Raw genomic sequence first — 22,198 nt, 5'->3', positions numbered from 1 at the left:
AATGAATTATCGACAGAGTCTTACCTGATAATCTTATGACGCCAGATCATCCCGGTAAGCACCCACACGAATTACTTATGCAGATTGTTAAAGAACGTGCTTCTCATCGAAGCGGGTCGCACATATTACAGCGTGCATTTTTCGTGTCAAGCACTCATTTTAAACTCTTCAGCACTTGCTCACTGCAGGCCGCGCATCATACGCGCCTTCAATTCTCAGTCAACTATTATTTTGAAATATTTTCTTTTCAAAATCAGAGGGTTAAGTTTTAACCCATGACCGCTCGACAGCATTGCTTAATCAAGGGTGCGCACCTTACCGGAATTTCTGAACAGGTCAACAGTTGTTTGTAAAAAATTTACAAATTCACCACTACAAGCCTGTTTAGCCAGAGCCAGCCGTTCAACGTATAATCAGCACCACTGATGGAGATGCGCCAATTGCCATCTTCTGTATTGATTACGGTTCTGAGGTTACAGATGTCTGAAAAGGCGGTTGTCATTTATTCTGGTGGCATGGACTCGTTCACCATTCTTCATCGTGCTCATCGCGACGGGTTCGAGCTATATCCACTGACCTTTGACTATGGCCAGAAGCACAAAAAAGAAATCGCCTATGCTCAAGCCGTCTGTGCAGAACTAAACCTGCCACACCGCATCATCGATATCACGGCTATTAACCAGCTGCTGCAAAGCTCTTCACTAACGTCAGACAAGACCATCCCTGAAGGCCACTATGCCGCCGACAACATGAAGTCAACAGTTGTCCCCAACCGCAACATGATTCTGCTGTCCCTGGCGATTGGTTATGCCGTCGATATTGGTGCCAGCAAGGTGTTTTATGGTGCTCACTCTGGCGACCATGCCATTTACCCAGACTGCCGCCCAGAGTTTGTACATGCCATGAATGCGGTAGCGCAGATAGCCAACTACGATCCGGTGGAAATTGTTACCCCTTATTTAAGTGGCGACAAAATCAGCATCTTGCGCGAAGGCCTTGCCATGGGGTTGGACTACAGCAAAACCTGGACTTGCTACAACGGTCGCGAAAAGGCTTGTGGCAAATGCGGTTCCTGTGTTGAACGCCTGGAAGCATTCACCCTGAACAAGGCAATTGATCCTCTTATCTACGAGCCAGTGGCATGAGCAAAAGCAAGACCTATCGGGTAAAGGAGATTTTCTACAGTCTTCAGGGCGAAGGCGCGCAGACAGGGCGCCCTTCCATATTCTGCCGATTCAGCAAATGCAATCTGTGGAATGGAAGGGAGGACAGTCGCGTCGATGCCGTGTGCAACTTCTGCGATACTGACTTTGTCGGAACCGATGGCCAGAACGGCGGCACCTTCAATTGCGATGAGCTGACCAGTTTTCTGAAAAGCATGTGGCCGAGCAACAACAGCACATCACCCTATATTGTTTTTACAGGTGGAGAGCCGGCATTGCAGCTGGATGAAACGCTGGTCGAGGCATGCCACGCGTGCGGCTTTGAAGTGGCGATCGAAACCAATGGCACCTTGCCATTGCCGGCAGGTATTGACTGGATTTGTCTGAGCCCCAAAGGGAAGTCGGACGTTGTTGTGGACACCTGCAATGAACTCAAACTGGTGTACCCGCAAGCGGATGCATTACCAGAGCGTTTTGAACATGTTCAGGCCCAGCATTACTACCTGCAACCGATGGCCAATCTTGGTGACAACGAAATCAGCACATCGGTAACGCGCGAACGGGTAAAAGCAACTATTGAATACTGCCTTACCCATCCACGCTGGAAACTCAGCCTGCAAACCCACAAGTGGTTAGGGATTGACTGAGCACTCCATTAACGCCGCACAAATACGGCCTTGTGCGGCAACTGCCCAGCTTCGTAACGACGATGAACCTCCGCCACTGCAGCAGCCGATAATTCGAACTCTTCCACGGGTAAAGGCTGCCATTCACCTGACGCCATTTTCTGCGCCAACTCCTGAGTAATTGCCTGATGCCGCTCATGGCCACTACCGGTCAACAGCGGGATCATGACAAATACCGCGTGTAAACTCAGAGCCTTGGAATGAGCCATTCCCAACTCATGAACACCACGAGCATTAATGGTCGCCACCTGACCACCAACGGCCGCAGCCACAAGCGCTCGTTGCAGAGATGGTCCACCAAAGGTATCCAGTACACGAGCAAAACTCTGACCTGCAGCGACCCGGGCATCTACGTCATCATGTTGAATGGCTGCAGCGCCCAATGCACTGACATCCGCACACCGCTCAGCACTGCCGGCCGTCCCCGTGACATTAACTCCCATGCTGCGTGCTATCTGCACAGCCATCCGTCCAACGGCACCGGAAGCCCCCAACACCAGCAACTCAGAACCGATCTCAGGGCTCAAGCGCCGCAACGCCTCTGCGGCGGTAATGGTAACCAGGGGCAGAACTGCACATTGAGCATCCGAGAGAGACTCCGGAGCCTTGGCCAGCAATGACACATCCGCCAACATATATTCCGACAGACTGCCCCACTTGCCCTTAACCCCACCAACAAAACCAAATACACGATCACCCGACGAAAAAGTGGTCACACCATCACCGAGGGCTATAACCTCACCACAAACATCGCAGCCCAGCACACCCTCATTCGGCACAACCGGGGCAATACCTGCACGAATTTTGGTATCAATCGGGTTAAAGCCAGCCGCATTCACCTTAAGCAATACCTGTCCTGGTGCAGGCGCCGGGATCTCGACAATACGCTCTTGTAATACATCCGGAGAACCGGCAGCTGTCATGACAACAGCAGAAGATAAAGTCATCAGTTTTCCTCCACGACAGCAGCCATTTCACTATCCAATTCCAGAGCAGACAGTTTTTGCATAACGGATACCAACAAGGAATCATCCGAGCGCCCTGTCAGGAACGTTGCATACACAGGACGATGAACAACCGGTGCATCTGCCACCGGGAACAACTTGCCCTCGTAAGACGCTGACTCCAGTAATGTTGAAGGCAAGTATGCCGAACCACCCTGACGACTGATGACATCAACAGCCAGCTGCACGCTATTGGTTGTCAAAGCTGGCGAGTGACGAGCACGCCCATCGGTCAACAGACCCGTAGTGGAAACCCCCCAATCCAGGTTAACAACCGGAGCGGCCAGCGCTGCTGCTATATCCTGCCCCGCTACCGAACTGACGAAATGCAATGGCAATTGCAGAACTTCAACCGCGGTCAGTTCATCAACCTTTGGTGCATCAAGCAGGAATGCCAGATCCAGACTACGCTCCAGTAATTGGCGAATCAGGGTGCCACTACTGTGGGAAACAGCGGTCAATCGCAGGTCACTGACATCATCAAACATGCGACCTAACTGACGATTGAGCAGCACTTCCCATAGAACAGGCAAGGCACCAATACCCAACGGTTGGTCCAGTGTTTCAACACGAGCCACTTCGTGACGGATACGCTGCTCAAGCCGGACGCTGTTTTCAGCCAACGGCAGCAACCGTTCTCCCGCAGGAGTCAGCTGGATGTTATTGCGCTGACGCGAGAAAAGTTCAACGCCAAGAAGGCTTTCCAGCTGCCGCACCCGAAAACTGACAGCAGACTGAGTAAGGTAGAGGTTTTCGGCCGCTCGCCCAAAGTGGCGCGTACGCGAGACCTCCATAAATGTTTTAAGCAGTTCGGTATCCATCTGGACTAGAATTTTTCTCGTTTCGACAAGTATTTTTTGTTTTACCACACATAATGCCCTGACCATACTCCGCCGAATTAACGCCAGCGCATAGCTGGCATCGATATTAGGCGTAGTACAGGCAGTTAGGAAAGGGAATCAGAACATGAGTTTTGAATGCACCAAAAAGTTCTTCGATGATCGCAACTTCCCGCGTGGTTTCCACCGCTCCGGAGACTTTACCCGCGCCCAGGCTACCATCCTCGAAGCTCGTGGTGTTGTGCTGAAAGCACTGCACGAAGGCAGCATGGAGCCTCGCGACGAAGCTGAAGCGCGTTTTGTAGCCGTATGCAAAGGCGAACAGAAAGCAGAAAGCGACGTTGAAAAATCCTGGGTAATTTATCTTGCTGCCCTGCGTCGCAAGCAGGTTTACTTCACAGCTTCTTCCGCCACCATGGCTGACGGCGGCGGCGAGTCATCTGACAGCGATGACTGATGGTCAAAAGCACGCTCGGTTATCTCGAAAAGGTTAACCTGCCCGACCTTGGCATCGACTGCGATGCCAAGGTCGATAGCGGTGCCTACTCCAGCAGTCTGCATGCAGACGACATCGAAGTTTTTGAGCGGGATGGACAGGAATGGGTTCGATTCCTCGTACATTTCAACCGCAAACACATACAGATTGATCAACGCTGTGAAGCCCCGGTACTGAGCCGTAAAAAGGTCTCCAGCTCCAATGGTCATAGCAGTTATCGTTTTGTAATCCGCACCAATCTCGAACTCGCCGGTCAAACCTGGACGATCAAGATCAGTCTCAGTCACCGTGGCAGTATGAAATACCCCATGTTACTGGGTCGCGACGCTATACGCGGACGCTTTGTTGTCGACGTTGAACACACCTATCTGAGCCAACGATAACCATGAAAATCGCGATTCTTTCGCGCAATGCCAAGCTGTACTCTACCCGTCGTCTCGTAGAGGCAGGACAGCAGCGCGGCCACGAAGTCACCGTACTCGATACCCTGCACTGCTACATGAACATCAACAGCCGCGAACCTTCGATCCACTATGAAGGTGCCGAGCTGCCGGAGTTTGATGCAGTGATTCCCCGCATCGGTGCATCCATTACCTTTTACGGAACCGCTGTGTTACGACAGTTTGAGATGATGGGTGTCTACCCGTTGAACGAATCAGTGGCGATCAGTCGCTCCCGTGACAAATTACGCTCCATGCAGCTGATGGCTCGCAAAGGCATCGGCATGCCCGTGACCGGCTTTGCTCACAGCCCGGACGATATTCCCGACCTGATTCAAATGGTCGGAGGTGCTCCACTGGTGATCAAACTGCTGGAAGGTACACAGGGTATTGGTGTGGTTCTGGCCGAAACCCGCAAGGCCGCCGAAAGTGTGATCGAAGCCTTTATGGGCCTGAAAGCCAACATCATGGTTCAGGAATTCATCAAGGAAGCCGGTGGTGCCGATATTCGCTGCTTTGTAGTCGGTGATCGTGTGGTTGCCGCCATGAAACGCCAGGCACAGGACGGCGAGTTCCGCTCCAACCTGCATCGCGGTGGTACTGCATCCCTGATCCGCATCACCCCGGAAGAACGCGCTACCGCAGTGCGCGCAGCCAAAACCATGGGCCTGAACGTCGCGGGTGTGGATATCCTGCGCTCCAACCACGGCCCGGTGATCATGGAAGTCAACTCATCACCTGGTATCGAAGGCATTGAAGCCGCTACCGGTATCGACGTTGCTTCCCGGATTATCGAATTTATTGAGAAGAATGCCCGTATCAACCACACCCGCACTCGCGGCCAGGGTTGATCCAGTCACCACATTTTTTCGCCAAAAACGACGTTATATGCAAAACCGTTTACTTCCGTAACGGGCTTTCGTATAGTCTTTGGCTTACCGGGCAGCCATGGCTGCCCTTTTGCGTTTTGAGGAACCCGTCCAACATGCAAGCGATCATGAACACCTATGGCCGCCTCCCGGTAACCTTTACCTCTGGTGAAGGCAGCTGGGTGACGGACAGCGAAGGAAAGAAATACCTGGATGCTCTGTGCGGCATCGCCGTGACCGGTTTGGGTCACGCTCATCCTGCAGTAACCGAAGCTATCTGCAACCAGGCACAGACCCTGATCCACACTTCCAACCTGTACAGCATTGAGCGCCAGCAACAACTGGCCGACGCTCTGGTGCGCGTATCTGGTATGGAAAACGTATTCTTTTCCAACTCTGGTGCTGAAGCAAACGAAGCTGCTATCAAGATTGCCCGTAAGTACGGACACCAGAAAGGTATTCATGAGCCGGTTATTATCGTAATGACCAAGGCGTTCCACGGCCGTACTCTGGGAACTCTGGCTGCCACTGGCAACCCGAAAGCCCAGGAAGGCTTTGGCCCGATGATCAACGGTTTTATCCGTGTGCCTTACAACGATCTGAACACCCTGACCCAGGTAGCCAAAGCCAATAGCAACGTCGTTGCCGTTATGCTGGAAACCGTACAGGGCGAAGGTGGTCTGGCCACTGGCTCCACCGAATATCTGCAAGGTGTTCGCTCGCTGTGTGACGAGATGGGTTTCCTGATGCTGGTTGACGAAGTTCAGACCGGCAACGGTCGTACCGGCAGCTATTTTTCTTACCAGCAGCTTGGCTTTATGCCAGACGTGGTATCCACCGCCAAAGGTCTGGGTAACGGCGTACCAATCGGTGCCTGCCTGGCTCGTGGCGTGGCAGCATCCGTATTCCAGCCTGGCAGCCATGGTTCTACCTACGGTGGTAACCCTCTGTCTTCTGCAGCGGCACTGGCGGTTGTTACCACCATTGAGAAAGAAAACCTCTGTGAAAACGCCCTGAAAATGGGTGAATACCTGACTTCTTCCTTCCGCGAACGTCTGGCTGGTAACCCTCGACTGGTCGACATCCGTGGTCGTGGCCTGATGATTGGTCTGGTTCTGGATCGTGATTGCCCGCAGCTGATGGCTGCCGCTCTCGAAAAAGGCCTGCTGCTCAACATCACCGCCGGTAACGTGCTGCGTCTGTTGCCTGCCCTTAACCTGACCAAAGCAGATGCCGACAAGATTATCGACATCGTCTGTGATCTCGTGAAGAACCTGGACTGATCGGAAGAATAAGAACGAAGGTACAACTGTGAGACATTTTCTGACTCTGATGGATCTTTCCTCAGAGGAATTGCGGCAAGTTCTGGCGCGAGCAACCGAACTGAAAGGTATGCAGCACCGTCACGAAGTATACGAACCATTCAAGAATCAGGTACTGGGGATGATTTTCGAAAAATCATCCACCCGTACCCGGGTTTCCTTTGAAGCCGGTATGGTGCAACTGGGTGGCGCAGCCATCTTCCTGTCCCCTCGGGATACCCAGCTTGGACGCGGCGAACCGATTGAGGACAGCGCACGCGTATTGTCCCGCATGGTCGATATCATCATGATTCGCACCTTCGCTCACTCCAACGTTGAGCGTTTTGCGGAGTATTCCAACGTTCCGGTTATCAACGCGCTGACCGACGACTTCCACCCCTGCCAACTGCTGGCCGATATGCAAACCTTCCAGGAGCATCGCGGCAGCATCAAAGGCAAAACCGTTGCCTGGGTAGGTGATGGCAACAACATGTGCCAGTCCTACATCAATGCTGCGGTTCAGTTTGATTTTGAACTGCGCATTGCCGTACCAAAGGGCTTCGAACCATCGCGCCATCTGACTCGCATAAACAGTGATCGCGTAACCGTAGTTCACGATCCTCGCGAAGCCGTTCAGGGTGCACACCTGGTGGTTACTGACGTATGGGCGTCCATGGGTCACGAACACGAGCAGGAAGAGCGCATGCGCGTCTTCAAGCCGTATCAGGTAAATGAAGCCCTGCTGGATCTGGCTGCAGAAGACGTACTGTTCATGCACTGCCTACCAGCCCACCGTGGCGAAGAAATCAGCGAAACCCTGCTGGATGACCCTCGATCAGTGGTTTGGGATGAAGCGGAAAACCGCCTGCATGCCCAGAAAGCACTGATGGAATTCCTGTTGAAGAACAGTTGATCAGTGTTAACAGGCCTGGTTATACCAGGCCTGTCCCTTCCGACATTACCAGATTTCCACCCTGCTGACGCGCTTCCTCCAGTAACAACTCCACTCGATGCAGTAAAGCCTCTACCGTATCCGTTGATTGATATTGGGTTACGGCAATCGACAATGTAATTCGTACCTGCTCAATCGCAAACGCATCACTGGCAACCCGACCACGTACTCGTTCCAGCACCTGCTCTCCGGCCAGCAAACCAGCATTCGCCAATAACACAGCAAATACACCATCACCAAAACGTCCAACCAGATCCACTTCGCGTACCATAGCCTGCACCATCATGCCAAGCTCCGCCTGAACACGGTCAGCACAACGTTCACCGTGAGTATCATGCAAGTCATCAAAATGATCGACTTCAACCAGCGCCAAAACAAAAGGCCGGAAATCTCGTGTCGCTGCCGCCCGAGCTCGTTCGATCATCGACTCAAAATGACGACGATTACACAAGCCGGTCAGATCATCCCGTACGGCCAATGCTTCGATGCGCGCCATGGCGATACGTAACTCACGATTACGCCGCACTACAACATCACGCAGCACCATCACCTCTCGACCGATCAGACCGAAGGCCATCACCGTCAGCAGAAATCCAAGTCCCATGAGGATATCCAGACGCTCATCCAGCAAGGTGCCGGAATCAACCGACAGACTGGCTAACGAATAACAGCAGACTTCCATCAGACACAACGCCAGAAAACTGCGCCAGCCAAGGCCTAATACACCAAACGGCAGAATCGTGAGATACGCCATCATCATGACGGGGCGCACTGCAGGCGTCGTCAAAATAGCCAACGTCACAAACAGGATCGACCACAACATATGCCAGAGTGTCAGTGCCGGATCCGACCAGTGACGGCTACGACCACTCCAACTCAGCCAGGTCATGACCAGCACCCCACCCCAGTAAACCAACGTCAGCAGAGGCACCGCAGAACCGCCCCCCAACAGGTCCGCTGCCAGCCAGAACAATGAGGTAAATAACAGGGCTCCCGTCAGCGCCAATATCTGCCGGCGCCACATGTCCCGATGATCAGGATGTTGCATCCGATTCGATCCTCCAACAGTCATGCATATACGACTGCGTTCCATGTTATCTCCATACAGAAAGGATACGCCCTGCATACACGGGATGCGACTGCCCTTTCCATCAAGACAATGAGCGACTATCATCTTCAGATAGAAATCATTGAAAGAATTTCAAATGCTGGAAATCAAACACCTGCGCACGCTGGTCGCTTTACGCGATGGTGGCACTCTTGTGGAAGCCGCCCGGCGACTGCATCTGACCCAATCTGCACTGTCACACCAGCTCAAGGATCTCGAAGACCGCATCGGTGTAAGCCTGTTTCTGCGCAAAACCAAACCTCTGCGATTTACCCGCGCCGGACTGGAAATACTGCAAATCGCAGATCAGCTGTTACCACAATTACGCCAATGCGAGAGTACGATTCGCAAATTGGCCGGTGGAGAAAGCGGGCGCCTGCACATGGTGATTGAATGCCACAGCTGCTTTGAATGGCTGATGCCTGCCATCAATCACTTCCGTGATCACTGGCCAGACGTCGAAATTGATCTGACGACCAGCTTTCACTTTGATCCGTTACCAGCCCTGACACGCGGTGATATCGATCTGGTCATCACCTCCGATCCGGAACCCGATCCGCAGATTCACTACCAGCCGCTGTTTCGCTACCAAAGCCTGCTGGCCATTGCCAACCAGCATCCACTCACAGCGCGCACCAGTATTGAACCAGCCGATCTGAGCAACGAAACCCTGATTCATTACCCTGTCGAGCGCCGTCGTCTGGATATATTTCAGCGCTTTCTGACCCCGGCGGGTGTTGATCCTCTGGCTACCCGTCAGACCGAGCTGACCCTGATGATGATCCAGCTGGTCGCCAGTGGACGAGGTGTTGCCTGCCTTCCAAACTGGGCATTACAACCGTATCTGGATGCACGTCTGGTCAGCGCACGCCCTCTGGGGGATGGTATCTGGCCAACCCTTTACGCAGCCGTACGTCAAGAACAGAAAGACAGTCCATACCTGCAGGATTTTCTCAGTGTGTCCGCCGAAACCTGCTTTGAACGCCTGAAAGGCATTGAGCCGATTCTGGCCCCCTGATCAATCAACGTGGCGACGCGGCCAAACCAGACTGAACCGCGCGCCACCCAGTTCTTCACTGCGCCCCACAATCGCTCGTCCGCCGTGCCAGTAGGCAATACGCCGCACAATCGACAGCCCCAGCCCATAACCACCAGAACTGCGAGTTCGACTGTCATCCAGACGCGCAAACGCCTGAAAGACCTTGCCCCAGTGTTCTTCCGGAATCCCTGGGCCGTCATCCTCAACATCAACCCGGCAGGTATCATTACCAATCACACAGCTGACCCGAACCTGAGTATTGGCATAACGACAAGCATTACCCACCAGATTCTGGATGGCTCGATGGATATAACGTGATTCAAGCTCCGCCATATCTCCCTGCGTATCGTCAGAATCTCCAGCAAACACAACACGCACGGACTCCGGAGGACGCGCCTCATCAACTACCTGGCAGACGATATCCACCAGACTGGTTTCCTGAAACTCCAGTAATGGACCACCCTCTTCGAGACGAGCATAGGTCAGAATCTCGTCGATCAGCTGGTCGAGCTCCTGGATATCACTGTCCATGCCTTTTAACTGGCGATGAACATAGGCATCGTCCGTTACATCTTCAATAATCTGCATACCAAAGCGCAAGCGCGCCACTGGCGTGCGTAACTCATGCGACACCGCTCGAATCATTTCGCGCTGAATCCCCATCAAGCGCTGAATATGATCCGCCACCTTGTTAAACGACACCCCGAGGCGACCGACCGGATCAGTGCCAACTTCCGGCACACGGGTAGATAGATGACCAGCCGCCAGACGCCCGATAGCCTGATCAAGATGGCGCAAACGTGATTCCAGACTACTGACAATCCAAAACACCACCAACGCCACTGCCGCCAGATTCAGCAGGGCCACCAGAAGCCAGCCAATGAGCGGTAAAGGCCCAGGTAAAACAACAGGCTCAACCACAAGCCACTGTCCTTCTTCAATGGACACAACCAGCTGATGTTCACCTGGATGCAGTTGCGACAGATAAAAGCCGGGCAGGATACTGCCAGGATCCGCCTCCGCAGGCATGACTGGCATTTTCAAGCGTTGCGCCAGCCAGTTGGAATAGTCTTCTGGCGACTTGCCAGCAATTCGGAAGTGTTTTTCGATTAGCCAGCCTACTCTATGCCAAACGGCATCACCTTCAGGGCCAAGATCAAGACGAGCAACTCCGACAGGCAATGACCAGTAAATCGTCAGATGACCATCTTCTATATAGACCACGCGGTGTTCTTGTTGCAGACGCAACCGCAACCAGCGACCAAGCTCGTTATTTTTGCTGACCGTAAAACGGGCATAAAAGGCGGGAGAGGACTCACCAGGAGCAACAGCTGACAGATCAGCTACCAGTTCAGGCAGCAGATCCCCCAGCGCATTTTCCCAATAGGCGTGGCGCCGCACATCCTGAGCGGTATTCACCCCAAGACAGGTAAGTAACGACAGTACCAGCAGCGCAAGACAGAGGGTCAGGAAGGCCCGGACAAAAATCGTATTAATCATCAGCGACCTTCAGACACCCAACTGAATCAGAGTTCCTTAACGAACAGATAACCTTTGCTACGCACTGTCTTGATGCGGCGAGGATTCATCGGATCATCACCCACTTTCGGGCGGATACGAGAAACCCGAACGTCAATGGAACGGTCTTGTCCATCGTATTCAATACCACGCAGCTGATGGAAAATTTCCTCACGGGTCAACACACGTCCGGCCGAACTGCACAACAGCCACAACAGATCAAATTCGGCACTGGTTAACTCAATCCCCTTGCCATCCAGCCAGGCTTCACGCATGGCGTTATCCACCACCAGATTGCCAAAACTCAGACGGTTATCCGTTGAGTTTTCCTCGGCGTCCACCACTACTTCTTCACGGACACGTCGCAACAGCGCACGGATACGGGCCAGCAACACCCGAGGGCGCACTGGCTTGGCAACGTAATCGTCAGCCCCCATTTCCAACCCCAGCACTTGGTCGAGGTCTTCGGTACGGGCCGTTAACATCAGGATTGGTCCCTTATAGTGCGGGCGCACAATCCGGCACACCGCCAGGCCATCTTCGCCCGGCAACATCAGGTCAAGCACCACCAGATCGGGTTGTTCCGACTTGATGCGCTCAATGGCCCGACTGCCGTCTCCCTCAATGGACACGCTCAGGCCGTTACTCTCAAGGTAGTCCTTGGTCAGTGCCGCCAGTCGTTCATCGTCCTCTACGATCAGGATACGCCAGTTCTCGTCCTGCGAATGGGCCATGTCAGGTTTAACCATCTGGTCAATACTCCAGCACATTGATAATGGCACCGGTCGTCATGACCGGTCGTGATGCCCATGTTACCGCAGCGCCAGAATTTCGACAGTTGATTCAGGCACGGTAACTGCAAACAGAACACCCCGTTGACATAAACATAGACCCGAAATGTGGAAAATGCACAGAAACTTACGAGACAGGGAATATGAGAGAAAAAATTCATAGTGCTACGACAAAAAAACACGACAAACCGTCGTGCGTCGCTGCAACCGGCGCCACGACCGGCTACACACAAATAGTCCCATGCTCACCCACAACTTATCCACACCCCGAAATAGGTTCACACACTACATCTGGGGTTGAAAGGACATCGAACCGACATTATCTTGTGCCCCCTTGCACCAGCGGACCCTCCTTTCGAACCCCCGAAAACCAACACACCGACAATCTGATTGGCGGCGTTTTGGCGTTTCTGACCGTTCAAGGCAAGCCGCACCCCGCAGCTGGGATACCGCTGACATCACCCCGGTGATAAACAGGCCGACCACCTGAAAAGCGAACCACGCCCAGCCCGACATGGCGCAAAACGCCATAATGCCTGCCTGTGTTATCACAAGGCAGACCAGCGGGAAAAAACAACCTTTGGGTGAATTGCCCGGTGCAATCCCAATTCCAACGATGACAGGCACAGGAAACATGAACAGCGCTCTGAAAGTCAGCAAACGTGACGGCCGCCAGGAATCACTGGATCTCGATAAAATCCATAAAGTAGTGACCTGGGCAGCCGACGGACTCGATAACGTATCCGTGTCTGAAGTTGAACTGCGTGCCCATCTGCAATTTTACGACGGCATCCAGACTTCCGAGATTCATGAGACCCTGATCAAGGCCGCAGCCGACCTGATCTCCGAGCAGGCCCCGGACTACCAGTTCCTGGCCGCCCGACTGAATATTTTCCATCTGCGCAAGAAGGCCTACGGCCAGTTCGAGCCACCATCACTGCTGGCTCACGTTCGCCGTATGGTGGAAGAAAAGCGTTACGATGAAGCCCTGCTGACCGACTACACCGAAGAAGAATTCCAGGTAATGGAAACCTTCCTCGACCACAGCCGCGATCTGACCTTCAGTTACGCTGCTGTAAAACAGCTGGAAGGCAAATATCTGGTGCAAAACCGTGTGACCGGCCAGGTCTACGAAAGCGCCCAGTTCCTGTACATCCTGATTGCAGCCTGCCTGTTCTCCGGCTACGACCGTGAACGCCGCCTGGATTACATCCGTCGCTTTTATGACGCCATTTCTACCTTCAAACTGTCACTGCCAACGCCGATCATGGCCGGTGTTCGTACTCCGACCCGCCAGTTCAGTTCCTGTGTACTGATTGAAGCCGGCGACAGCCTCGATTCGATCAACGCCACAGCCAGCGCCATCGTCAAATACGTATCCCAGCGTGCTGGTATCGGCATCAACGGTGGTCGTATCCGCGCCCTGGGGTCACCAATTCGCGGCGGCGAAGCGTTCCACACTGGCTGTATCCCGTTCTACAAACACTTCCAGACTGCTGTGAAGTCCTGCTCGCAGGGCGGTGTTCGTGGTGGTGCTGCGACCCTGTTCTACCCGATCTGGCACCTGGAAGTTGAAAGCCTGCTGGTTCTGAAGAACAACCGTGGCGTGGAAGAAAACCGTGTGCGTCACATCGACTACGGCGTACAGCTGAACAAACTGATGTACGAGCGTCTGATCAAGAACGGCAACATCACCCTGTTCTCACCATCCGACGTACCTGGCCTGTATGACGCCTTCTTCGAAGATCAGGAACTGTTCGAAAAACTGTACAACCAGTACGAACAGCAAGATGGTATTCGCAAGAAAGTCGTCAAAGCGGTTGATCTGTTCTCCAGCATGATGCAGGAACGTGCCAGCACCGGCCGTATCTACATCCAGAACGTTGACCACTGCAACACCCACAGCCCATTCAACCCGGCCAAGGCTCCAGTGCGCCAGTCCAACCTGTGTCTGGAAATTGCACTGCCAACCAAGCCATTGATGGATGTGAATGACGACAGCGGCGAGATCGCCCTGTGTACTCTGGCCGCCTTTAACCTGGGTGCTATCAGCAATCTGGACGAGTTCGAAAACCTGTCCGACCTGATCGTACGTGCCCTCGATAGCCTGCTGGACTACCAGGATTACCCGGTACCAGCGGCCAAGCGCGCCAGCCTCGGTCGTCGTACCCTGGGTGTTGGTGTGATCAACTACGCCTACTACCTGGCCAAACACGGTACCCGTTACTCCGATGGCAGCGCCAACGGTCTGACTCACCGTACCTTTGAAGCCATGCAGTACTGGCTGCTGAAGGCCTCTGTGCAACTGGCGAAGGAACAGGGCGCTTGCCCACTGTTCCAGGACACCACCTATGCCCAGGGCATTCTGCCAATCGACTCCTACAAGAAGGACGTTGATACCTTCTGTGAAGAAGCCCTGCACTGTGATTGGGAAGGTCTGCGTCGCGATATCATCCAGTACGGTCTGCGCAACTCCACCCTGTCAGCCCTGATGCCATCCGAGACCTCCTCTCAGATCAGCAACGCCACCAACGGTATCGAACCGCCACGTGGTTACATCAGCGTCAAGCAGAGCAAGGACGGCATCCTCAAGCAGGTAGTTCCAGAGTTCGAGCAGCTGAAAGGCGCTTACGAACTGCTGTGGCAAATCCCGAACAACCAGGGTTACCTGCAACTGGTTGGTATCATGCAGAAGTTCATCGACCAGTCGATTTCTGCCAACACCAACTACGACCCATCACGCTTTGGTGGCAAGGTACCGATGCAGCAACTGCTGAAAGACCTGCTGCTGGCGTACAAGTACGGCGTCAAAACCCTGTACTACCATAACACCCGTGATGGCATGGAAGACCCACAGAAGGATCTGAACAATCTGCAAGAACCTGCCACTACCGTCATTGAAACTGAAGACGATGACTGTGCTGGCGGCGCCTGTAAGATATAATTCCTGACCCGAGCCGGCAGACCACTGCCGGTTTTCTGAATTCCAACCCGATAACGGCCGCTTCTGTGGAGGCGGCCGTTGTTACGATAAAGCAGGTCGCCCTGCGACCAGGTGAGACGATACCGGCCATGCCCTACACCACGTTTAACCGCAACGAGTTTGATACCTTCGAGCAGCCCATGTTTTTCGGCGAGCAGGTCAACGTGGCCCGCTACGACCAGCAAAAACACAAGATCTTTGAAAATCTGATCGAAAAGCAGCTGTCCTTTTTCTGGCGTCCGGAAGAAGTTGACCTGACCAACGATCGCAAGGACTTCCTTGATCTGCCGGATCACGAAAAGCACATTTTCGTCAGCAACCTCAAGTATCAGACACTGCTGGATTCGGTACAGGGACGTTCACCTAACGTTGCCCTGCTGCCGGTGGTATCCCTGCCTGAACTGGAAACCTGGATCGAAACCTGGTCATTCAGCGAAACCATTCACAGTCGCTCCTACACCCACATTGTTCGCAACATCGTTCCGAACCCGTCGGTGATTTTTGACGACATTACCCGCAACGAGTTTATTACCCGTCGCGCCGAGTCGGTAACCCGTTACTACGACGACTTCATTTACCTGAGCAACTACTACATCCAGCTGGGTGAAGGTACACACCGCATCAATGATGAAATCGTAGAGGTCAACCTTCACGAGCTGAAGCGTCGCATGTACCTGATGCTGGTGTCCGTCAACGTACTGGAAGCCATTCGTTTCTACGTCAGCTTCGCCTGTTCGTTTGCCTTTGCCGAACGCGCCAAGATGGAAGGTAACGCCAAGATCATCAAACTGATCGCCCGTGACGAAGCCCTGCATCTGACCGGTACCCAGCACATGCTGCAAATCATGGCTCGTGGCAAAGACGATCCTGAATTCGCCGAAATTGCCGAAGAGTGCAAAGACGACGTTATCCGCATCTTTACCGAAGCCGCCGTGCAGGAAAAAGAGTGGGCAGAATACCTGTTCAAGGACGGCTCCATGATCGGCCTGAACAAGGACATCCTGTGTCAGTACGTGGAATACATCACTAACCAGCGCATCGGCGCACTCGGTTTTGATCGTATCTTCACATCCCGCTCCAACCCGCTGCCATGGATCAACTCCTGGCTGAACAGCGACAACGTACAGGTTGCTCCGCAGGAATCGGAAATCAGCTCCTATCTGGTCGGTGCGATCGACAGTGAAGTCGACACCAACGATCTGGGTGATTTTGACCTCTGATGCCAGCACCCGCTCAAGGCCACTATCGTAGTGGCCTCGCACCTGAACAGGACACCACCACCTTCGAACTCGATGGTGGTTTGACCGACGCCCAGCCCGATTTCGAGCTGGAGGCACTGGTCGCCGAACCGGCCCTGGGCCCGGCCCAGACCGAGTTGTGGTTACCCGATACTGATCCTGAACACCCCCAGCCCAGCCCCCAGCTGGAACTCGATGGCATGGCACCACCGCTGTACCACATCCGCCTGGATGATGGTCGCGAAGCGCGCTTTCAGCACGCGGCCAATCTGCTATCGTCTCTTGAGGCGCAAAATATTGACGTCCATTTCCAGTGTCGTGAAGGTTACTGCGGCAGTTGTCGTGCACAGCTGCTGGATGGCGAAGTCCATTACGCCGAAGAACCAATGGCCTGGTTAAATGAAGGCGAAATACTGCTGTGCTGTTGTATTCCGCGCAGCAACCTCCATATTCGCTTGCAGGACTAAAACGCCTGAATTTTTCTGTATTGCCCACTATCGATGAGGAGCCCTAACAGCATGGCACTACCCGAGATTGGCAGCACCGCCCCCGACTTCTCCACCGTTAACCAACGCGGCGAAACGATTTCCCTGCAAGACTTCCGTGGTCAGCACCTGATTGTCTATTTCTACCCGAAAGCCATGACACCCGGTTGCACCACCCAGGCCTGTGGTATCCGCGATATCGCCAGCGAGCTGGCCGAGCTGAATGCCGTTGCTGTTGGCATCAGCCCGGACGACTCCGGCCGCCTGCAACGTTTTGATGACAAATACGAACTGGGCTTTGATCTGCTGGCCGATACCGACCACAGCATCGCTGAAGCATGGGGCGTATGGGGCCTCAAGAAGTTTATGGGCAAGGAATACATGGGTGTTAACCGTATGACCTTCATCGTCGCCCCGGATGGCACCATCAGCCACGTATTGGCCAAGGTGAAAACCACCACTCACCACGATGATGTTCTGGCCCTGTTACGCGCCGCTTCCTGAGCGCAGATATCGGCAACTCGAACCGCCTGCCTGTTGTCGCCGTACCAGACAGCGGACATAAAAAAACCGGGGTTATCCCCGGTTTTTGCTGGTTAAAGGAACATTGCTTTTACACACAGATTTCACGTCCTCCCCTGCTCAGCCATACACATCAAACTGATACATCAAAGACCGCTACATCCTCCTCTCAACCCTTTGGTAATCGTTGCTAAACCGCGCTGCTACCGTAAACCTTGTAGCAACTGCGGACGCTACAGTGAATATAGATCAAACGAAAGCCGTCGTCAGTACGAATTCGATACAATTCATTCGCACCCCTTGTAAGGTCCAGATATGACGCACTCTGGATCGAACTCCCCGCCAGAACATCACCTGATCGACCAGATGCCGGTTCCAGACGATCAGATGCCGGTTCCAGACGATCAGATGCCAAGCCACACGCCAGCGCGCTAATCAGGGCAACCACAACAAGACGACCATAACGATTGCGCATATCCGCCTCCCCTTATCAGGTTACGGGATCTCCACCCGCGCACAGAACACTCCTGCTGTTATCACCACTCACCGGACTGGCATCCACACGAATCAGGCCGCCGAGTTGCGACGACGCATCGACACCAGCAACTCGGCCTCCGCACGGCCCATTCCACAGTTCTCAACCAGATCACGAGCCGTCGCTCCCAGACTGACCAGGCGAGCGGCCTGCTGGAAGGATGCTTCATCTGCCGGGGTCAGAACGGTACGCTGCTCAGCTTCGGCCAGACGTGCGGTCATCACCTTCAGGTGTTTCCCCAATCCGGCGACATTCTGATTCAGTACGGCATTACTTTTTTGCAGCCGCTCAAGCTCGCCCTGAACCGATACCAGTTCGCCCTGAACTGACTCCAGATGCTCCTTTTGACGCAACCAGGATTGGCGCGCCAGTACCCCTACCACTGGAAATGCCAGACCACATACCAGTAACAACCCCTGTTCCAGAGACAGCTCGATCATTTGAAACTCCTAGAAATTCTTCAATTCAGACCACTCCTCATCGGTCATGAGTTTTTCCAGATCGACCAGAATCAGTAGTTCGTCGTTCTTGTGACAAACCCCCTGGATGAACTTGGCGCTTTCCTCATTACCCACAGAAGGAGTGGTCTCGATTTCGGATTGCCGCAAATAAACTACTTCCGCTACTGCATCCACCAGAATCCCTACCACCTGGTTTTCCGCTTCGATGATCACAATACGGGTCTGATCGGTTGTATCAGCCCCTGGTAACCCAAAGCGCAGGCGGGTATCGATTACAGTGACAACGTTACCCCGCAGGTTGATTATCCCCAGTACATACAATGGCGCACCAGGAACCGGAGCAATCTCGGTATAACGCAACACTTCCTGCACTTGCATAACGTTGATTCCGTATGTTTCGTTTTCCAGACGGAACGTTACCCATTGCAGGACAGGATCTTCGGCACTTTTATTTCCGGCAATCGCAGACATAATTACATCCTCAAAAAAGAAAGGTCGGGCCACTCAGGCCGCCTGACGGCAACAACCCGACGAACCTTTCTTAACTATAGATCAGAGCACAATGTGTACCAGTTCAGGGAAAGAGATATTTGTAGCCTCAGCGTAAAGCCGATATCGAGCGTTTTAATACCGTCCGACGCTGCTGCTCCACCAGCTCCAGCAGCCCCGGAACATCAATCAATGCGCACATTTCGGTAATCACCGTACCGGCCAGCCATGGGCGTTTACTACAAGCTCCACGCCATTTGACCGATTCTTCACGCAACCGCACGGTATTACAGATGGTTTGACACGCCAGAGCCCATGGCGAGCGGTCCAGCTGGATAAAATACTGGTATCCCTCATCAGCCAGACGCTTACCACGTTCCGGCATAATCAGCTCGGCGCTATCAATAATCGTCAGTTTGCCCTTGTCGCCTTGCCACACGCCCAACGACCAGGCCGCCTGACCAAACAGTGGCGTAATCGGCTCATTCACCTGATGCACTCCGCCCAACATCGGCAGCGGAATAGCCAGCTTCAGGCCACACACTGTGAATAACAGGCAATCGACACCGGCACTGTCACGCCAGTTAATTGACGGTGGCTGCTGAGTTTCTGACAGTTCCTGAGTGTTCTCTCTGACAGAAACGCGACTGTTGGTGTCAACAGTCGCCACCACCACAGTCTCTGGCGTGGAATCAGATTCCATGGGGATTTCAGGAGCAAACAGAGGCTGTGGTACTGTGATTTCGGTAACGTCGGCAAAGTCAGGTACAGCAACTGTTAATAAATGGACTGGGGTTACTCGATGCGCTCGAGGTTCATCAAAGTCTGTTGCAGACGGCCAGACATCAGCAGGCCAACGATCTTCAACAACTCGCTGAGGACTATTAAAGTCATCAAGCACCCCACGCCCAGAATGAGTACTGGTATGAATGACTACAGTCGGAATGGCAGGCTCCAGCGGAGCACTTGTCGAAGTCAGACCAGTGTGAAGGGGTTTGTGAGAAACATCCGCCATGGCATCTTCAGGCCACTCAGTTGCCGACCAGTCAATATCATCAATATGGTCTGCAATACTGTTCGATGCCGTATCAATATCTGCACATTCTTTAATAGTGGAATCCTGGACAAACGCACTGTCCAGTTGAGCATCAACAGCATTTTTAACCAATATCGGTTGTCCTGATTTTTCAGGAACGTTTTCATATTCCCTATCTGTCATGCCAGCCAGTTCAGGCCTATGCAGAGATGTGCATGCCTCCCATGTTATTTCTACATGTTCTGCCGCTGTCTCGGCAGGGATATCAAGAGCAGCCTCAACAATCAGATCCTCAGTACTCAACACGGCATTCAATGAAAATTCATCTACAACTGACGCTGCAACATGGTGCAATTTTTCATTAACAACCTTGTGTATCAGACCCTCTTCACCTGTTTCAACGTTGTTAGCCTTTTCTTCATTGTTATCCTCAAAGAGGTCGAAGCTTCGCTCATTCAGATCAGTTGCCATCAGAAGAGGTTCATGACCCAGAGTGGCCTCATCATCAGCCAAACGCTCCTCATCCTGCGTTACAACAGGATTATCCTGCATTTCGATAGCGGCCAGAGCGCTTTCGAGTTCTGGCTCAACCCTGATCTCGTCATCTTCGCCCAAATGGCAGTTATCGAGCGTTATAGACCCTTCAATCAATACCTCATCATGAAATATTGGAGGTTCGTCAGTGCTCACCTGAACAGGACAATCCACCACAGTTTCGGTATTTGGTTCATCAACAGCTGACACGCACTCAGATTCAAACATCTCCTCTGCTACCGACGTTTCCAATGAAGTGGATAGCAATGTATCTGACTGAACACTTATATCCTCAGGCGCTTGTCCACGCAGATCCCCCGGATCCAACAACAGGTCATCCAGATACCCCATCAATACGCCATCAACCGGGTTCTCTTGCTTGACTGCACTCATGTCAAATCTCCTGCTGAACCATGTCGCACTGGTGAGCAGCCAACAACACGTCCTGACGCAAACGCCCCTGCGGCAAGACACAGGCAATCCTCTGCAAGCACAACCATTGGATGTAACACTGATATCGATTTCCGGATCCAATGCGTATAGCAAGAACCGGAGCCATACCAGCCTGTAATGTCGTTGCCGAACGCTCGTTGTGACGTGCTACAGCCTCTCGTAACACCTGATCCCAAGGAGAAACCATATCCTGGAAATCTTCATCGGCTGCAACACAGTCATGTAACAGGTCATCCAAATAACCAGCGACAGGATCATGTGTAAGGATATTAGCCAACTTTGGCAACCTCACTTTCCAGAAGGTTAAGCAAATGCCGATATGCACGTACGCCGCGGCTGTCAGGATCAAGCTGATGTGGAAAAACCCCTTGCTGACTGGCATCACGCAAACGGGTATCCACCGGGATGGTCTCAGGTGACAAACAATCAGAGTACAGTTTGCGCATCTCTCGCAAAGTGGTGATAGATGCAGAAGTACGACGATCAAACAATGTAGGAACAATCAGATACGGCAATTCTCGACGCTGCGAGCGCATTACCATTTGCAGGGTATGCACCATGCGTTCAAGTCCCTTGAGTGCCAGATGTTCGGTCTGGGTCGGAATCACCAGACGCTGACAAGCCGCCAACGCGTTGACCATCAAAACCCCGAGAATTGGCGGTGTATCCAGCAGGGCAAAATCGTAATCATCCCAGACCTGCGCCAGGGTTCGGGACAACACCAATCCCATCCCTTCCTGACCACTGACCTGCCGCTCCAGCGTTGCCAGCGCGGTAGAAGCCGGTAGCAGATGGGCGTTGTTCATGGACGTTGGCCGGATCACCTGTTCGATGTAGTCATGGTTACGGCAGCGGTTTTCGAAAAACAGCTGATACATGCCATGTTCGACCCGATCCGGATCAAGCTTGAAATAACTGGTCAGGGAACCGTGAGGGTCAAGGTCCACCAGCAGTACCCTGTACCCTTGTTGTGCCAGCAGGCCACCCAGAGCCACCACACTGGTGGTTTTGCCCACCCCACCTTTCTGATTTGCAATAGACCAGACTCTCACGAGGCATCCCCCTTGTTGGTCAAGAATACATCGATGTCAGCAACCTGACGCTGGCGGCCTTTTTGCCGCCAGATAACCGGATTCAGCAAAAACCGTGACAGTCCTGCCCGTATGTCCTGAAAGACAGTTAACAGGCCAGATTCTGGCGGTTGTCTGGGCGTTATCGGCCCTGTTTCATTCGTCTTGAGGTTATTCGGCGCCCAA

Annotated in this window: 21 protein-coding genes; 12 read left to right on the top strand and 9 right to left on the bottom strand. The window is 53.2% G+C overall.

Features of this window, described 5'->3' with window-relative positions:
* Positions 1-479: 479 nt before the first annotated feature.
* Positions 480-1,145 (top strand): 7-cyano-7-deazaguanine synthase QueC, encoded by a 666-nt coding sequence (gene queC / locus OUO13_RS08085; RefSeq protein ID WP_283173365.1) that lies wholly within the window; start codon positions 480-482, stop codon positions 1,143-1,145.
* Complete coding sequence (gene queE, locus OUO13_RS08080) at positions 1,142-1,810, top strand: 7-carboxy-7-deazaguanine synthase (RefSeq protein WP_283173363.1); 669 nt, start codon at positions 1,142-1,144, stop codon at positions 1,808-1,810. Before queC ends, queE begins: the two co-directional genes overlap by 4 nt.
* 8 nt (positions 1,811-1,818) lie before the next feature.
* Here the strand turns inward: queE and OUO13_RS08075 are convergent, their stop codons facing one another.
* Both OUO13_RS08075 and hdfR read right to left on the bottom strand, forming a co-directional pair.
* A complete protein-coding gene (locus OUO13_RS08075) occupies positions 1,819-2,796 on the bottom strand; it encodes an alcohol dehydrogenase catalytic domain-containing protein (RefSeq protein WP_283173362.1) in 978 nt (325 codons plus the stop codon).
* Positions 2,796-3,674 (bottom strand): HTH-type transcriptional regulator HdfR, encoded by an 879-nt coding sequence (hdfR, locus tag OUO13_RS08070; RefSeq protein WP_283173361.1) that lies wholly within the window; start codon positions 3,672-3,674, stop codon positions 2,796-2,798. Before hdfR ends, OUO13_RS08075 begins: the two co-directional genes overlap by 1 nt.
* Before the next feature lie 145 nt (positions 3,675-3,819).
* On the opposite strand from hdfR, the gene OUO13_RS08065 reads away from it, so the two are divergent.
* The 5 genes from OUO13_RS08065 (at position 3,820) to argF (ending at position 7,711) form a co-directional block, all read left to right on the top strand.
* The gene (locus OUO13_RS08065; RefSeq protein WP_283173360.1) at positions 3,820-4,149 is read left to right on the top strand and encodes a MaoP family protein; all 330 of its coding nucleotides are present in this window, start codon (positions 3,820-3,822) and stop codon (positions 4,147-4,149) included.
* Positions 4,149-4,571 carry an ATP-dependent zinc protease family protein gene (locus OUO13_RS08060; RefSeq protein ID WP_283173359.1) on the top strand — a complete coding sequence of 141 codons (423 nt, stop codon included), beginning with the start codon at positions 4,149-4,151 and terminating at the stop codon, positions 4,569-4,571. The genes OUO13_RS08065 and OUO13_RS08060 overlap by 1 nt, the downstream gene beginning before the upstream one ends.
* Positions 4,572-4,573: 2 nt before the next feature.
* A complete protein-coding gene (gene rimK / locus OUO13_RS08055; RefSeq protein WP_283173358.1) occupies positions 4,574-5,479 on the top strand; it encodes a 30S ribosomal protein S6--L-glutamate ligase in 906 nt (301 codons plus the stop codon).
* Positions 5,480-5,613: 134 nt separating this feature from the next.
* A complete protein-coding gene (locus tag OUO13_RS08050) occupies positions 5,614-6,780 on the top strand; it encodes an aspartate aminotransferase family protein (RefSeq protein ID WP_283173357.1) in 1,167 nt (388 codons plus the stop codon).
* A 28-nt stretch (positions 6,781-6,808) separates the two neighbouring features.
* The gene (gene argF / locus OUO13_RS08045; RefSeq protein WP_283173356.1) at positions 6,809-7,711 is read left to right on the top strand and encodes an ornithine carbamoyltransferase; all 903 of its coding nucleotides are present in this window, start codon (positions 6,809-6,811) and stop codon (positions 7,709-7,711) included.
* A 19-nt stretch (positions 7,712-7,730) separates the two neighbouring features.
* Here argF and OUO13_RS08040 read toward each other — a convergent pair whose 3' ends face one another.
* Positions 7,731-8,798, bottom strand: a complete 1,068-nt coding sequence (locus OUO13_RS08040; protein ID WP_283173355.1) for a GGDEF domain-containing protein — start codon at positions 8,796-8,798, stop codon at positions 7,731-7,733.
* A gap of 157 nt (positions 8,799-8,955) precedes the next feature.
* Here OUO13_RS08040 and OUO13_RS08035 point away from each other — a divergent pair, with 157 nt between their 5' ends.
* Positions 8,956-9,876, top strand: a complete 921-nt coding sequence (locus OUO13_RS08035) for a LysR family transcriptional regulator (protein WP_283173354.1) — start codon at positions 8,956-8,958, stop codon at positions 9,874-9,876.
* On the opposite strand, the gene OUO13_RS08030 is transcribed toward OUO13_RS08035, so the two are convergent.
* Together OUO13_RS08030 and OUO13_RS08025 are read right to left on the bottom strand one after the other, a co-directional pair.
* A complete protein-coding gene (locus OUO13_RS08030; RefSeq protein ID WP_283173353.1) occupies positions 9,877-11,397 on the bottom strand; it encodes an ATP-binding protein in 1,521 nt (506 codons plus the stop codon).
* 26 nt (positions 11,398-11,423) lie between these two features.
* The gene (locus tag OUO13_RS08025; RefSeq protein ID WP_428982327.1) at positions 11,424-12,149 is read right to left on the bottom strand and encodes a response regulator; all 726 of its coding nucleotides are present in this window, start codon (positions 12,147-12,149) and stop codon (positions 11,424-11,426) included.
* 691 nt (positions 12,150-12,840) lie between these two features.
* On the opposite strand from OUO13_RS08025, the gene nrdA reads away from it, so the two are divergent.
* The 4 genes from nrdA to bcp all read left to right on the top strand — a co-directional run bounded on the left by nrdA (position 12,841) and on the right by bcp (position 17,416).
* Positions 12,841-15,150: a class 1a ribonucleoside-diphosphate reductase subunit alpha gene (gene nrdA, locus OUO13_RS08020; RefSeq protein WP_283173351.1), complete on the top strand. Its 2,310-nt coding sequence runs from the start codon at positions 12,841-12,843 to the stop codon at positions 15,148-15,150.
* A 128-nt stretch (positions 15,151-15,278) separates the two neighbouring features.
* Complete coding sequence (nrdB, locus tag OUO13_RS08015) at positions 15,279-16,409, top strand: class Ia ribonucleoside-diphosphate reductase subunit beta (protein ID WP_283173350.1); 1,131 nt, start codon at positions 15,279-15,281, stop codon at positions 16,407-16,409.
* Positions 16,409-16,894 carry a class I ribonucleotide reductase maintenance protein YfaE gene (yfaE, locus tag OUO13_RS08010; RefSeq protein WP_283173349.1) on the top strand — a complete coding sequence of 162 codons (486 nt, stop codon included), beginning with the start codon at positions 16,409-16,411 and terminating at the stop codon, positions 16,892-16,894. Before nrdB ends, yfaE begins: the two co-directional genes overlap by 1 nt.
* A 51-nt stretch (positions 16,895-16,945) precedes the next feature.
* Entirely contained in the window at positions 16,946-17,416 is a 471-nt protein-coding gene (gene bcp, locus OUO13_RS08005) for a thioredoxin-dependent thiol peroxidase (protein ID WP_283173348.1), read from the top strand.
* Positions 17,417-18,001: 585 nt separating this feature from the next.
* On the opposite strand, the gene OUO13_RS08000 is transcribed toward bcp, so the two are convergent.
* The 4 genes from OUO13_RS08000 to OUO13_RS07985 form a co-directional block, all read right to left on the bottom strand.
* Positions 18,002-18,409: a DUF2802 domain-containing protein gene (locus tag OUO13_RS08000; RefSeq protein ID WP_283173347.1), complete on the bottom strand. Its 408-nt coding sequence runs from the start codon at positions 18,407-18,409 to the stop codon at positions 18,002-18,004.
* 9 nt (positions 18,410-18,418) lie between these two features.
* Positions 18,419-18,901: a chemotaxis protein CheW gene (locus OUO13_RS07995; RefSeq protein WP_283173346.1), complete on the bottom strand. Its 483-nt coding sequence runs from the start codon at positions 18,899-18,901 to the stop codon at positions 18,419-18,421.
* A 127-nt stretch (positions 18,902-19,028) separates the two neighbouring features.
* Positions 19,029-20,882, bottom strand: coding sequence for a chemotaxis protein CheW (locus OUO13_RS07990; RefSeq protein WP_283173345.1), 1,854 nt, complete (start codon positions 20,880-20,882; stop codon positions 19,029-19,031).
* Positions 20,883-21,211: 329 nt separating this feature from the next.
* Positions 21,212-21,994, bottom strand: coding sequence for a ParA family protein (locus OUO13_RS07985; RefSeq protein ID WP_283173344.1), 783 nt, complete (start codon positions 21,992-21,994; stop codon positions 21,212-21,214).
* Positions 21,995-22,198: the final 204 nt, after the last annotated feature.

The sequence above is a fragment of the Parathalassolituus penaei genome (genome assembly GCF_026626885.1).
GTDB lineage: Bacteria > Pseudomonadota > Gammaproteobacteria > Pseudomonadales > Oceanobacteraceae > Oceanobacter > Oceanobacter penaei.
This window is presented reverse-complemented; position numbering and strand designations above follow the sequence as displayed.